Below are 13,023 nucleotides of genomic sequence, written 5' to 3'. Positions count from 1 at the left end.
TATAAAGTTGCTTATGTTTTCAGTTTATCTTTTAAAGTAGAAACTACCTCATCAATTTCTTTATGACTTTGTAGAAATATTTTTTCTTGTTCATTCATTTCTTCCATCCACTCTGTAAAGACAGCTTCCACATTTTTGTCATCATTTGACAACACTGCTTGAACTGCTTGAAAAACAGGTGTATTTTTTCTTTCAGCATGCAATTGATACTCTTTTTGAAGACGATTATTCCCTAGCATATACGCTATAAACGGTTTCCAATGTGATAAATGAAAATGATCACACGTTTTTTGTAAAAGTGCCGATTCAATGGTCATAACACTTTTAACTACTTCATCTACTGTTTCATATGCTCTCTGATATAACATAATTTTATGTTCATTAATTTCTTTAATCCCCTCAGCAAGCGCACGAATTAATACAATATCACAATTCATTGAAAGTAAATAATAATACAATCCACTATAGTAATCACCTGCAAGTACTGTAAGCTGACGACGCTTATGGAATCCACTTGTTTCTTCATCTGCCTTGTTTGATACTTTTTCATGTGTATCAAGAGCGATTTGTACAAGCATAATCGTCACAACATAGTGATCGATTTGGTCTTTATGTAAATTTGCACTTTTTAAAGCAGCATATAAAAGTACTACCTTTTCTTCATCAATAAATGGTTCTTCAATATAGTTTATAAAATAAGGATGGCGCAGCTTTGATAACAACTGCTCCTTTATATCCGCATACCCTCCGTAGATGTCACACACAAAAAATCACCCTTGTTTTCTAATTCATAAAACCTATTATAACACATACACTCTATTTTCTATAACCAAAACTTAGGGAATCAAAACAAACTACAATTTAGAATTCTATTTGTGCGATACGCATAAAAAAACAAAATTTCATTCACCTATAAATTTTTGAACAATCATAAAAAAATATAACCCTTGTTTAAAGACTATATTTCCTTAATAAACTCACATTAAAGTGAAGGTTTCCTTTCTATCTACTTCATTACAAACATTTAAATTTTACAAGCAGTAGTTCTCCACCTAATCTCTTTTTTTGATACTGATATTTCTTCTTACAAATAGCCTACATCGACAGGAAACTCTTATTAAAATAAAATAATATAAATAAAAAAGAAAAGCAGTTTCCCGCTTTCCTTTACTTTGTCTTAATAAAAGACAAAATTTCGCTACGTGCCGCTGCATCATTTTCTAACACACCGCGCACTGCTGTAGTTACCGTTTTTGCACCCGGCTTTTTCACGCCGCGCATTGTCATGCACATATGCTCCGCTTCAACAACTACCATCACACCATGAGGTTCTAGTACTTCCATAATAGAATTAGCGACCGTTGACGTAATACGCTCTTGAAGTTGTGGACGACGTGCAATTGTATCTACAGTACGAGCTAATTTACTTAAACCTGTTACTTTTCCACCACGTGGAATATATGCAACATGAGCAACTCCGTAAAACGGAACAAGATGGTGCTCACACATCGAATAGAATGGAATATCTTTTACTAATACAAGCTCCTCGTGATCTTCTCCGAACACTTTGTGCAAATGTTCCTTTGGATCTTCATGCATACCTGAAAATACTTCTGCATACATTTTCGCAACACGTTTCGGCGTATCAAGTACTCCTTCACGATTTGGATCATCTCCAATTGCTTCTAGAATAAGACGCACTGCTTGCTCGATTTGTTCTAAGTTAACTTTTGCCATCCGCTTAACCCTCCCGAAAAACCTAAAAGTGATACGAACACATTCTAGCATATTTATGATTTTAAAAGCAAAAAGAAGAGTTCCCAAAAAGGAAACTCTTCTTCCCTGTTAATATGTAAGGATTATTTAACCGCATCTTTTAACGCTTTACCAGGTTTGAATGCAGGTACTTTACTTGCAGCGATTTCAATTTCCTCACCAGTTTGTGGGTTACGTCCTTTACGAGCCGCACGCTCACGAACTTCGAAGTTACCGAATCCGATCAATTGTACTTTATCACCTTGTTTTAAAGCTTCTAAGATAGAATCAAAAACAGCGTCAACTGCTTTTGTTGCGTCCTTTTTAGAAAGGGAACTTGCTTCTGCAACAGCATTGATTAAATCTGTCTTGTTCATGCCATTCACCTCCTCCCAAAGATAAGACTGTATAATGATCATAAAATGAGTCTTACTTTCATTTGTAGGCAATTTTTACAAATTCTATACTACAAAGATGTAGATAAATCATTATCAACGCCTATATTATACGATTCTCCTGTATAATTCAATATTTTTAAAGAAATTGTTACCGCGAAAATGTGAAAAAACGATGAAACTTGACAATATGCTACAAAGTATTAGATAATGTCTATTTCTATCTATTCCCCTACAAAGTAAAACTCTCCTCATGAATCAAGTATTTACGAATCGTTACCTTCCCATCTATCTTCCTTCCTCTCTTTTCTTTGAACCTTACCGTAAGCATCCTACCACCTGCAAATAGCGAAATAAAAAAACAAAAGCCCCCTGCCAGCAGGGAGCTTTTGTTTATAAAATAATAGCAATTAATCCGCCAGATCCTTCGTTGATAATTCTTTCTAGCGTTTCTTTTAATTTATAACGTGCATTTTCAGGCATTAAAGACAATTTTGCTTGAATCCCTTCTCGGACAATTGAACTAAGCGAACGTCCAAAGATATCAGAATTCCATATAGAAAGCGGGTCATCCTCAAAATCTTGCATTAAGTAGCGAACAAGCTCTTCACTTTGCTTTTCAGTACCAATAATTGGTTCAAATGTGGATTCAACATCTACTTTAATCATATGAATAGACGGTGCAACTGCCTTTAATTTCACACCAAATCGCGATCCATGACGAATTATTTCCGGTTCATCTAGACTCATATCAGCCAAGGCGGGCGCAGCCACACCATATCCTGTTTGTTTGACCATTCTTAAAGCATCTGAAACTTGATCATACTCCGTTTTTGCATGAGAAAGATCAAGCATAAGCTTTAACAAATGGTCTTTCCCTCTAATTTCTACTCCTACAACTTCTTTTAATATTTGATCGTACAGTTCATCCGGTGCGTATAAATCAATTTCCGCAACACCTTGCCCCATATCAATCCCAGCTAGGCTCGCCCGATCAATAAACTCATATTGACTAAACTGCCAGACAACGCGGTCTACATCCCGCAGGCGTTTTATATCTTTAACCGTCTCTTGAACAGCTTCTTGATAACTTTGGCGTAACCAATGCCCTTCATTTAACACCATGACCCAACTTGGAAGATTCACATTCACTTCCAAAACAGGGAATTCAAATAAAGCTTCACGAAGTACATTGTAAACATCTGTTTCTCGTAAACTCTCCACACTCATTGCTAGTACAGGAATATCATGCTCTTCTGATAAACTCTGGCGCAACTGTTCTGTATCTGGATGATATGGCTGTACTGTATTAATAATCATGATAAACGGTTTACCTACTTCTTTTAACTCATTGATAACACGTTCTTCTGCTTCTATATAATCCCTTCTCGGAATTTCTCCAATCGTTCCATCAGTTGTAATGACAACCCCAATAGTAGAATGCTCTTGAATTACTTTACGCGTTCCAATTTCAGCAGCCTCATGAAACGGGATAGGCTCTTCATACCACGGTGTATTAATCATTCGTGGGCCATTCTCATCTTCATAGCCTTTCGCTCCAGGAACCGTATAACCTACACAATCTACTAATCGAATATTTACTTCAAGACCATCATCAACATGGATGGAAACCGCTTGGTTTGGAACAAATTTCGGTTCTGTTGTCATAATTGTACGTCCAGCGGCACTTTGAGGTAATTCATCTTGTGCTCTCTGACGATCTGAATCATTTTCGATATTCGGAATAACAACAAGCTCCATAAATTTTTTAATAAATGTTGATTTCCCTGTTCGAACAGCTCCTACAACCCCTAAATAAATATCACCGCCTGTGCGCTCAGCAATATCTTTAAAAATATCGACCTTTTCCAATTGATTCCCTCCCTCGAATTTTTTGGGAATAATACAAGTTTGTATTCAGAAACAATACCTTTCATTGATGTTTCCTATCCTATAAAGGATTCTAGAAGTGCGGACAATATATCATATGATTTTGTCCTAAATTCATATGACTATTTAAAAAGAAACTTTTTGTTTTCATCATAAGTTGTATTACATGAAAAAAACCTTTCTTCTAGAATTTATTCGCTAAAAGAAAGGTTCATGACTTATCATTTAAAAAAAATTGGTTCTCCGTTTTTTACTGTATACGGTAAAGAGTATGCAGGCACAAATGGTGTATCTTTTAAAAGCATATCCCGAATATCTTCTCCCTCTTTCATTTCTTCTCCATTTTTTTGTAATATTTCATATAAATCCATTCGGTAATCAACAAAAATCTCTCCTTTTTCATTGATTACAAGCGGTAATCCCTTTCCAGAATATGGACTTTTTACTTGTGGTACATCTTTATATCCCATTTTTTTGAAATCCAGTTCATAAACACCATCTGCAATCACCTTTTTAAAAGGAGGATATTGATGATCATCGCGATACATTTGCAACTTCAACTGAACATCTCGTATTTGTTCCGCCATTCTGACATCAAGTAACTTCACTGTTGGATTTGTTTCTACATCTACTAATACGTATTGATACACCCCACCACTTTCATACGCATTCCCAGGCGCTTCTTGTATATAACGTGGTGCAATTTTTTGAAAATCAATGGGGTATTTTTGATAAATCGGTGTGTTCATATCCCGTGTTTTGATTGGTAATAAACCACTATTTTGTTCCTTATATGTATTAACTGCCTTTTGAACAGCTTGCAATTGATCTTCATAAGGGACAGCATTTTGTTTCAAATTTTCTTTAGGATACATACACCCCGATAAAAGGCTTATACAACAAAATATTAAAATAATATAAGTTTTTTTCACAGACAATCCATCCTTTATTTTCTCACTCACATCCATTAAAATTTGTTTACACATCTGCACCTACCTCCTCACAATCTATTTGAAAACAAAGAGTGGTGATGATTCATTCTTATTGTTCAACCGGTCCACTAAACACTACAAGGAAAATAACAATCCCGGATACAATCATAAGTGTATAGGCAATACTCGCTGTAATCCCTTTCAAAATTTTATTCTTCATTTTATGTCTGCTTAATAAAATGAAAACCACAGCAATAAACATAAACCCCATAGCCCCTAAAGAAAACCACATTTTGATAAGTCCTTCAGACATATGTACACCCCTTAATTATTAATCTATTTTTATATTATTTTAACAAATTAAAAATTTTAAACAAATAGAAAAATAATATAAGACCATTCTTTTTTAGGTGGGAGAGAGCAGTCCCATGCCATATAAAGGCAAAGAGAGTATATGAGTACGGGCCACCTTTTATTTTTCGTAGCAGTAACTTGTATATCTAAAAATCAAAATAGATTTCTATACAATCAATAAAAGTAAGCTTCCATTAATGAAAATCCCTTTTTCTCTCACTCCTTTACTTTCAGTTAAGCTTTAAGACAAAATATTACCGCTCACAGCCAATCGTAAAAAAACAAAAATAAAACCGAAGCGAATATATCCCCTTCGCCTCGGTTGACCAAATATGCCCACAAACAGCTCTAACCCCGTTTCTTCATAGCTATCGTATGCAATCCTTAAGCCCTTTGTTTCCCATACTTTATTTTTTAAACATTTTACTTAACGAGCTAAAGTCTGTCGGCATGTTATTATTAATAATCGCTTTTACAATTTGATCTTCTTGTTCTTTTGGTACCTCTCGCCCTGCCATTACTGCGACTTGATGGATTAATTGACGTAGTACTTTCTCATCGCGTAAATTTGCATTTTGTACAGATGACGCTAATTTAAAAATATCGTCTTTATTTACTTTTGCTTCTTTCTCAATATTACTGAAAATGTTATTATCCATTCCCTTCACCCTCTCTTCAAGTTACAATCCATCGTATGCAAAAAGAAACAAATGGTGAAAAGACCCAGAAAAACAAAAAGCTGTATACGCGCTTTTCTGCACGTATACAGCTTTTACCTATAATAAATCAGGTATCGCTTCAACTTCGTGTTTACGAACACGTCCCATCAATGATCCTACTGCATCTTTCACATTATTCCCATTGAATAGTACATCATATAAAACTGACGTAATCGGCATTTCAACTTCCATTTTCTCAGCCATTTCGTATGCCGCTTTCGTTGTTCGTACACCTTCAACTACCATACCCATACTATCGAGTACTTCTTCTAATGAATATCCTTTTCCAAGCATATTCCCTGCACGCCAATTTCGGCTATGCACGCTTGTACAAGTTACAATCAAGTCACCCATTCCTGTTAAACCAGCAAATGTTAACGGATTACCACCCATCTTTCTTCCTAAACGGGCAATTTCCGTTAAGCCACGCGTCATAAGAGCGGCTTTTGCATTATCACCTAACCCAAGGCCATCTGTTATACCAGCGGCTAATGCGATAATATTCTTTAACGCTCCACCGAGCTCTACTCCAACAATATCAGGATTCGTATACACTCGGAAATAACTATTCATAAATAAATCTTGTACTTCTTCAGCCGCTTCCATTCGCTTCGCAGCAGCAGTCACCGTCGTCGCTTGACGAAGCCCTACTTCTTCCGCGTGGCTTGGCCCTGATAAAACAACAACATCACGAATAAGATGCGCTGGAATTTCTTCTTCAATCATTTCTGAAATACGTTTTGAAGTACCTGGTTCAATTCCTTTACTTGCATGAATCCAAGTAATTGGCTGTGAAACAATATCTTTCATATTTCTTAATACTTCGCGATAAGCTTTCGTCGGTACAACTAAAAGTACCGTATCTACATCTACTAACGATTCCTCTAAAGAAGAGTAGGCTACGATTGTGCTTGGCAATGTAATTCCTGGAAGGTATCGACTATTCTCATGTTTCATATTAATTTCATCCATAAGCTCTGAACGATTCCCCCAAATACGTACATCATGACCATTGTCAGCTAATACCATCGCTAACGCTGTTCCCCAGCTACCTGCTCCTACTACTGTGATTTTTTTCATAAAATCACATCCTCTCCATTAGTCTCTTGCTCTAGAAATAATTCGGATTGGCGTTCCTACGAAGCCAAACGACTCACGCAAACGATTTTTCAAGAAACGTTCATATGAAAAATGCATTAGTTCTGGATCATTTACAAACACAACAAATGTTGGTGGTTTCACTGCAACTTGTGTTGCATAGAAAATTTTCAAGCGACTACCATTATGTGTTGGTGTTGGATTCATTGCCACCGCATCCATAATTACATCATTTAGTACATTCGTTTGTACGCGAATGCTATGACTTTCATTGACTTCATTAATAACTGGTAATAATGTCTGTGTACGTTTTTTCGTTTTCGCAGATAAGAATACGATCGGTGCATAATCCAAGAATTGGAAATGCGCACGAATATTTTCTTCAAATGCTTTCATTGTCTTTTCGTCTTTTTTAACTGCATCCCATTTATTCACAACGATAATAACAGCTCGTCCTGAATCATGTGCATAGCCAGCAATTTTTTTATCTTGCTCAATAATTCCTTCTTCGCCGTCTAAAACAACTAAGACAACGTCAGAGCGTTCAATCGCTCTTAGTGCACGAAGTACACTATATTTTTCAGTGCTCTCGTATACTTTTCCCTTTTTACGCATACCAGCTGTATCAATGATAACGTAATCTTGGCCATCTTTACTATATGGTGTATCGACAGCATCACGTGTTGTTCCTGCTACATTACTTACGATTACACGCTCTTGACCAAGCAATGCATTTACTAGTGAAGATTTCCCTACGTTTGGGCGACCAATTAGCGAGAAACGAATTGTATCGTCATCATATGCTTCCTCTTCAATTTTTGGAAAATGATTTGCTGCTTCGTCTAATAAATCACCTAAACCTAATCCATGTGTACCTGAAATTGGGAATGGTTCACCAAATCCTAATGCATAGAAATCATAAATATCATTACGCATCTCTGGATTATCAACTTTATTCACCGCTAGTACAACCGGCTTTTTAGAACGATATAAAATCTTTGCTACTTCTTCATCCGCAGCTGTTACACCATCGCGGCCATTTGTCATAAAAATGATAACATCCGCTTCATCAATCGCAACTTCTGCTTGTTGACGAATTTGTGTCAAAAACGGCTCATCTCCAATATCAATTCCACCTGTATCTATAATGTTAAATTCATGATTTAACCATTCTCCCGCACTGTAAATACGATCTCTCGTTACCCCTGGGATATCTTCTACAATTGAAACTCTCTCTCCAACAATTCTATTGAAAATAGTAGATTTCCCTACGTTCGGGCGTCCTACTATTGCCACTACTGGTTTCGGCATATCATTTCATCCTTTCAACTTGCTTCTGTTTATTATGTAAAAAACCCTTCTTTGTGCAAGAAGGGATTTGCATTCCAGAATATTTCTCATCGTATCAAAACACCTCATATTATATCACACGTTACTAATGTTTCACAATAATATATACATTCTCTTGTAGGCGGTGTGCAATGCCGTCTAAAATCGCTTCTAAATTATTTGCTACAAATTCCATTTCTTCTTTTGAATCACACATAAATAAAGGCGCTCCACCAGCGAACTTTTCTGGCGTTGTTGTAATTACAGCAAGAATATAACTTTCTAACCTCATCTCATATCTCCCCTTCCTTTCGGGGCCTCTGATGACATGTGAACAGCACTTTCTAACGTTGGCACACTTCCTATTACTGCAATCGCTTTTTTTACATCTTGGTCTTGTGGGAGTACAAATAACCCTACCCTTCCATCTTCTAAATCACGTTTAGCCAATGGGACTAACGCTGGAGTTCCAGAATCTCTAAATACGCCTAATGCAACCGAAACATCATGCAAGATTGCTTGTCGTTGTCCAAGATTGGAAATCGTTACCCTTGCGTCAATAGACTTAGGCTTTAAAATAAAGCCCATTCCATACTTCATAATTTCTTCTTGTCTTGCTGGCAATCCAATATTCATAATATAAATATTATCAATATATAGTCCTGCTCCTTCAAAACGGAGAGGAGCATGTTCAATGTCTACAAGATCACGTAACCTTTTACCAGACATCAATGTTTTTGCAATAAAGAATCCCACTAAGCCAGCAACTACACCAGCAATCCATGAATGAAATCCTATATATGTAAATGTTGTCACAAACGCTGTTAACATCGCTAAATAGTTGCGACTTTCAAACACAAGGGCTATCCCCTCAATATACGTATTTCCACGTGGTACAAGCTCATATCCATCTAATTGCTGCAGCGTATTCCTTTCCATATTTCGAACATCTCGAAATTGAGACGCAGCTAACGTCAAAAAGGTGATTGCTGAAAAGTCCTTCTTCAAAATAGACGGAATAGCAATCGCTCCTAAAGCTGCTGCAATTAGCCCCATAGCAACGTGAATGATTTTTCCATGTAAACGTGTCGGATACTGCCTCGTATCTGTACGAAGCATCAAAATTCGTGTTAGCGTTCCAGCTATGACGCCACATAAAATGGCTGATGTATATTCAGTCATGTATTACCCTTGCCTTTCTTTTACATGTTTTTTCCTAAACAGTCCTCTATACGCCGATATTTTTACGATATAAAACATCAGCATTACAAGTAGCGTAGAAACAGCAATGATATCAAAAAATGTCAAACTACCAAATTCGTATGGAAAATGAAGCCTGCGAAAAATAAATGTTACCAATATTTCTCCTTGTAGCGCTCCGGCATACAAGGAACATAGACGCAATAAACGATCTCTATGTAATAAAATCGATGCATACACAAGAGTACCACTTAACATAAAGGTTCGATCAATAACAATCCAAATCGGGTCGTACACCTCTAATAAATGAAAACTCGTGTATAACATAGCAATAATAAGTGCCGACAATAAAGCATACATTTTTTTCCATATAGAATATAGGGCAACCCCCAAAAAAGAAATAACACCAAGTATAAGAGCATTTACTGATATAGTGAAAGAAGCAATAGATACGGTTATCTGGGAACAAATAATAAACATTAATATAACAGCACTGACTTTCCAACGAATTTCATCTTTTCTCAAAAAAAATGTTGTAACAATCCAACCCATCCATGCTACGAAATAAAAATAACTTCCCTCCATATTTTTCCCTCCTATCATTTCCATTATGGGAACTTTTTATGAAAACTAATCCTTTTCTTCTTTTTGCATAGTTTTTCTTATAACAGCAACACTTTCTATTAAGGAGGTGTATACAACAATGGGAAAAGACCGCCAAGAAAAGAAGTTAAAACAATCACGCCGTGTTGAATCAGATCGTGACCAATCATTGCAATATCCTGGTGCAACTGGTCTTGATACACCAGAACAAGCTCGTAAACAAAATCAGCATTAAACAAAATGAAATGAAAAAACAGCCAATGTTGGCTGTTTTTTCATTTCATCGTCTCAAAGTTCATTATGTTATTAAACCAATTTCCATCGCTTTCTTAATTGCTTCTACACGATTAGAAACTCGAAGTTTCGTGTATATATTAATTATTTCACCTTATAATTAACAAATAGCCCATGGAAAAATCCTGATGTAAGAGTGTATTATCTCTGACTATAACATGTAGTATCAATTCCACGTTGTGCTAACCAATGATACGTATCACCTTTCACAATAAGTGGCACTCGCTGAAGCTCCGAAATCGTTCTCGCTCCAAGGGCCGTCATAATAAATTGTAAATCTGTATGTAAAAGTTCTATTTCTTCGATTAACTTGTCTACACCATCATTCATTAATATACGTAAAAAATAACCAGCAAAAGCCGTCGCTTGCGCACCTAGCGCGATTGCTTTTGCTACATCAAGTGCCGTTTGTATACCACCAGATGCAATAAGGGAGAGGGTGTTATTTGTAGAGGACGCTTCTATTATTGAGGTAGCCACCTGAATGCCCCAATCATTAAAATAAGAAAGCATTCGCTGCCTTCGTTCATTTTCAACTGCGGCAAAGTTTGTGCCACCATAACCACCAATATCTACAGCTGTAACGCCAACATTAACTAGTTGTTGTACCGTTTCTTTACTCATACCAAACCCTACTTCTTTTACTATAACTGGAACCGGTGAACTTATTACGATTTTTTCAATTCGCTCCAATACGCCTGTAAAATCTCGGTCGCCTTCTGGCATCGTTAATTCTTGAATGACATTCAAATGTATTTGCAACGCATTTGCTTCAATCATATCAACTGCACGCCTCGCCTGCTCAACGCTTGCTTCACTACCCAAATTTGCAAAAATGATTCCATTTGGATTCACCTTTCGAACAATTCGATAAGAGGAGGCTTCTGTTTCATCTTTTAAAGCAGCCATTTGAGAACCAACAGCCATCGTAAGATTGTGATACTTTGCCACGTGTGCTAACTGCTCATTAATATGTAATGTGCGATCTCCCCCACCACCAGTCATTGCATTGATAAAAATCGGCGAACTTAATGAAAGTTCGCCGATTTTTGTTTCAAATGTAATGCTTTCATAACTTGAATTTGGCAAGCTTTGATGGACAAAAGCAATGTCATGAAAGCCATGTATACGAGACTGTCCGGTGGAAAGAGCATATTCAATATGTTCTAATTTTCGTTTCGCCCTTACCACTTGTATCCCTCTTTATTTTTTTAATTTTTTCAGTTGTTCACCAATAATATCACTAAATTGGAAAGTTGCAGATTCAGAAGTCGGCTCATATTGGCTATAATCTTCTGTTTCATTATTTTCTTCAATAGCTTCTTTTATACTTAAAGAAATTCGTTTTTCTGCCGCATGCACTTCAAGTACTTTCACTTTCACTTGTTGTCCCATTTCCAGTACTTCATTTGGGTTTTTCACATGACGATTTGCAATTTGTGATACATGCACAAGGCCTTCTACACCTGGTAAAATTTCAACGAAAGCACCGAATGTAACAATTCTCTTCACTACACCTTCTCGAATATCACCTGCTTTAACTTCAGCAGAAACGTTTTCCCAAGGTCCTGGCTGTGCTGCTTTAATCGATAAAGAAATACGCTGCGTATCTGCATCAACTGATAACACTTTAACTTTAACACCTTGTCCTTGTGTTAACACATCAGAAGGCTGTGCAACACGATCATGAGAAATTTGTGAAATGTGTACCAAACCATCTACGCCACCAACATTCACAAAAGCACCGAAGTCAGTTAATCGTTGAACTGTACCTTCCACAACGTCCCCCTCTTTTAAAGAAGAAATTGCTTCTTTTTTCTTCGAATCTAATTCTTGTTCGACAACTGCTTTATGTGAAAGAATAACACGATTCTTTTCACGATCTAATTCAACGATTTTCACCGCTAATGTTTTTCCTTTATAATCAGTAAAATCTTCTACATAGTGCATTTCTACAAGTGAAGCTGGAATAAATCCACGGACACCAAGGTCCACAACTAAACCACCATTCACAATATCTTTCACAGTAACATCAAACACTTCACCTGAAGTGAATTTCTCTTGCAACTCTACCCATGCTTTTTCTGCATCAATAGCACGTTTCGATAACACAAGATCATCATCTTCTAATTTAATAACTTTTAATTCCAGAGTTTGGTCTAATTCTACAACATCGCTCGCTTTTTCAATATGAACGTTAGCTAATTCACTAATCGGAATAACGCCATCTGTTTTGTATCCAACATTTACAAGAACTTGTTTTTCTTCAACCTTTGTTACAGAACCCGTAACAACGTCACCCACTTGTAATACTTTTGAATCCATAACTTCTTCATTCATTTTCTCTACCATGGAAATACCTCCCTACAGAATTGACAAAGCTTTTTTATGTATATACGAAATGAAAACAAATGCTTTCATTTGCATGTTATAAGAATGTTTTAGCATATACTC

Annotated in this window: 14 protein-coding genes and 1 pseudogene; 1 reads left to right on the top strand and 14 read right to left on the bottom strand. The window is 36.4% G+C overall.

What is annotated here, in order from left to right; translation table 11 throughout:
• Positions 1 to 11: 11 nt before the first annotated feature.
• From QRY57_RS09330 to QRY57_RS09275, 12 genes and pseudogenes are all read right to left on the bottom strand, one after another.
• Positions 12 to 764, bottom strand: coding sequence for a heptaprenyl diphosphate synthase component 1 (locus QRY57_RS09330; protein WP_286017248.1), 753 nt, complete (start codon positions 762 to 764; stop codon positions 12 to 14).
• A 403-nt stretch (positions 765 to 1,167) separates the two neighbouring features.
• Positions 1,168 to 1,737, bottom strand: coding sequence for a GTP cyclohydrolase I FolE (folE, locus tag QRY57_RS09325; protein WP_026591201.1), 570 nt, complete (start codon positions 1,735 to 1,737; stop codon positions 1,168 to 1,170).
• 122 nt (positions 1,738 to 1,859) lie between these two features.
• Positions 1,860 to 2,132 (bottom strand): HU family DNA-binding protein, encoded by a 273-nt coding sequence (locus tag QRY57_RS09320; protein WP_001043860.1) that lies wholly within the window; start codon positions 2,130 to 2,132, stop codon positions 1,860 to 1,862.
• A 411-nt stretch (positions 2,133 to 2,543) separates the two neighbouring features.
• Positions 2,544 to 4,022 carry a stage IV sporulation protein A gene (spoIVA, locus tag QRY57_RS09315; protein WP_026591202.1) on the bottom strand — a complete coding sequence of 493 codons (1,479 nt, stop codon included), beginning with the start codon at positions 4,020 to 4,022 and terminating at the stop codon, positions 2,544 to 2,546.
• A gap of 239 nt (positions 4,023 to 4,261) precedes the next feature.
• On the bottom strand, positions 4,262 to 4,972 hold the full coding sequence (locus QRY57_RS09310) for a YphF family lipoprotein (protein WP_026591203.1): 711 nt from the start codon (positions 4,970 to 4,972) through the stop codon (positions 4,262 to 4,264).
• A 109-nt stretch (positions 4,973 to 5,081) separates the two neighbouring features.
• A complete protein-coding gene (locus QRY57_RS09305; protein ID WP_026591204.1) occupies positions 5,082 to 5,285 on the bottom strand; it encodes a DUF2768 domain-containing protein in 204 nt (67 codons plus the stop codon).
• Between the two features lie 448 nt (positions 5,286 to 5,733).
• Positions 5,734 to 5,985, bottom strand: coding sequence for a stage VI sporulation protein F (locus QRY57_RS09300; RefSeq protein ID WP_026591205.1), 252 nt, complete (start codon positions 5,983 to 5,985; stop codon positions 5,734 to 5,736).
• 117 nt (positions 5,986 to 6,102) lie between these two features.
• Complete coding sequence (locus QRY57_RS09295) at positions 6,103 to 7,125, bottom strand: NAD(P)H-dependent glycerol-3-phosphate dehydrogenase (RefSeq protein ID WP_026591206.1); 1,023 nt, start codon at positions 7,123 to 7,125, stop codon at positions 6,103 to 6,105.
• Positions 7,126 to 7,143: 18 nt separating this feature from the next.
• Complete coding sequence (der, locus tag QRY57_RS09290) at positions 7,144 to 8,454, bottom strand: ribosome biogenesis GTPase Der (RefSeq protein WP_026591207.1); 1,311 nt, start codon at positions 8,452 to 8,454, stop codon at positions 7,144 to 7,146.
• 124 nt (positions 8,455 to 8,578) lie between these two features.
• Positions 8,579 to 8,764: a capping complex subunit for YIEGIA gene (locus tag QRY57_RS09285; RefSeq protein WP_026591208.1), complete on the bottom strand. Its 186-nt coding sequence runs from the start codon at positions 8,762 to 8,764 to the stop codon at positions 8,579 to 8,581.
• The gene (locus tag QRY57_RS09280) at positions 8,761 to 9,654 is read right to left on the bottom strand and encodes a YIEGIA family protein (RefSeq protein ID WP_026591209.1); all 894 of its coding nucleotides are present in this window, start codon (positions 9,652 to 9,654) and stop codon (positions 8,761 to 8,763) included. Before QRY57_RS09280 ends, QRY57_RS09285 begins: the two co-directional genes overlap by 4 nt.
• Positions 9,647 to 10,257 (bottom strand): annotated as a pseudogene (locus QRY57_RS09275) (YphA family membrane protein). The gene QRY57_RS09280 and the pseudogene QRY57_RS09275 overlap by 8 nt, the downstream one beginning before the upstream one ends.
• 118 nt (positions 10,258 to 10,375) lie before the next feature.
• Between QRY57_RS09275 and QRY57_RS09270 the strand changes: the two are divergent.
• Positions 10,376 to 10,510: a YpzI family protein gene (locus QRY57_RS09270; RefSeq protein ID WP_003206535.1), complete on the top strand. Its 135-nt coding sequence runs from the start codon at positions 10,376 to 10,378 to the stop codon at positions 10,508 to 10,510.
• A 200-nt stretch (positions 10,511 to 10,710) separates the two neighbouring features.
• On the opposite strand, the gene fni is transcribed toward QRY57_RS09270, so the two are convergent.
• Together fni and rpsA are read right to left on the bottom strand one after the other, a co-directional pair.
• Positions 10,711 to 11,760 (bottom strand): type 2 isopentenyl-diphosphate Delta-isomerase, encoded by a 1,050-nt coding sequence (fni, locus tag QRY57_RS09265; RefSeq protein ID WP_286017247.1) that lies wholly within the window; start codon positions 11,758 to 11,760, stop codon positions 10,711 to 10,713.
• Between the two features lie 12 nt (positions 11,761 to 11,772).
• The gene (rpsA, locus tag QRY57_RS09260) at positions 11,773 to 12,921 is read right to left on the bottom strand and encodes a 30S ribosomal protein S1 (RefSeq protein ID WP_208016815.1); all 1,149 of its coding nucleotides are present in this window, start codon (positions 12,919 to 12,921) and stop codon (positions 11,773 to 11,775) included.
• Positions 12,922 to 13,023 lie beyond the last annotated feature (102 nt).

The organism is Bacillus arachidis, assembly GCF_030285945.1.
In the GTDB taxonomy this organism is placed as follows: Bacteria; Bacillota; Bacilli; order Bacillales; family Bacillaceae_G; genus Bacillus_A; species Bacillus_A arachidis.
The sequence above is the reverse complement of the archived record's forward strand: the minus strand, read 5'-3'. Positions and strand labels throughout refer to the sequence as shown.

What these genes read in the sequence shown, in the direction of transcription:
- der (WP_026591207.1), bottom strand. Translation starts at nt 8,454, where the DNA reads ATGCCGAAACCAGTAGTGGCAATAGTAGGACGCCCGAACGTAGGGAAA.
- rpsA (WP_208016815.1), bottom strand. Translation starts at nt 12,921, where the DNA reads ATGGTAGAGAAAATGAATGAAGAAGTTATGGATTCAAAAGTATTACAA.
- QRY57_RS09280 (WP_026591209.1), bottom strand. Translation starts at nt 9,654, where the DNA reads ATGACTGAATATACATCAGCCATTTTATGTGGCGTCATAGCTGGAACG.
- QRY57_RS09300 (WP_026591205.1), bottom strand. Translation starts at nt 5,985, where the DNA reads ATGGATAATAACATTTTCAGTAATATTGAGAAAGAAGCAAAAGTAAAT.
- QRY57_RS09270 (WP_003206535.1), top strand. Translation starts at nt 10,376, where the DNA reads ATGGGAAAAGACCGCCAAGAAAAGAAGTTAAAACAATCACGCCGTGTT.
- QRY57_RS09285 (WP_026591208.1), bottom strand. Translation starts at nt 8,764, where the DNA reads ATGAGGTTAGAAAGTTATATTCTTGCTGTAATTACAACAACGCCAGAA.
- QRY57_RS09320 (WP_001043860.1), bottom strand. Translation starts at nt 2,132, where the DNA reads ATGAACAAGACAGATTTAATCAATGCTGTTGCAGAAGCAAGTTCCCTT.
- QRY57_RS09295 (WP_026591206.1), bottom strand. Translation starts at nt 7,125, where the DNA reads ATGAAAAAAATCACAGTAGTAGGAGCAGGTAGCTGGGGAACAGCGTTA.
- folE (WP_026591201.1), bottom strand. Translation starts at nt 1,737, where the DNA reads ATGGCAAAAGTTAACTTAGAACAAATCGAGCAAGCAGTGCGTCTTATT.
- QRY57_RS09305 (WP_026591204.1), bottom strand. Translation starts at nt 5,285, where the DNA reads ATGTCTGAAGGACTTATCAAAATGTGGTTTTCTTTAGGGGCTATGGGG.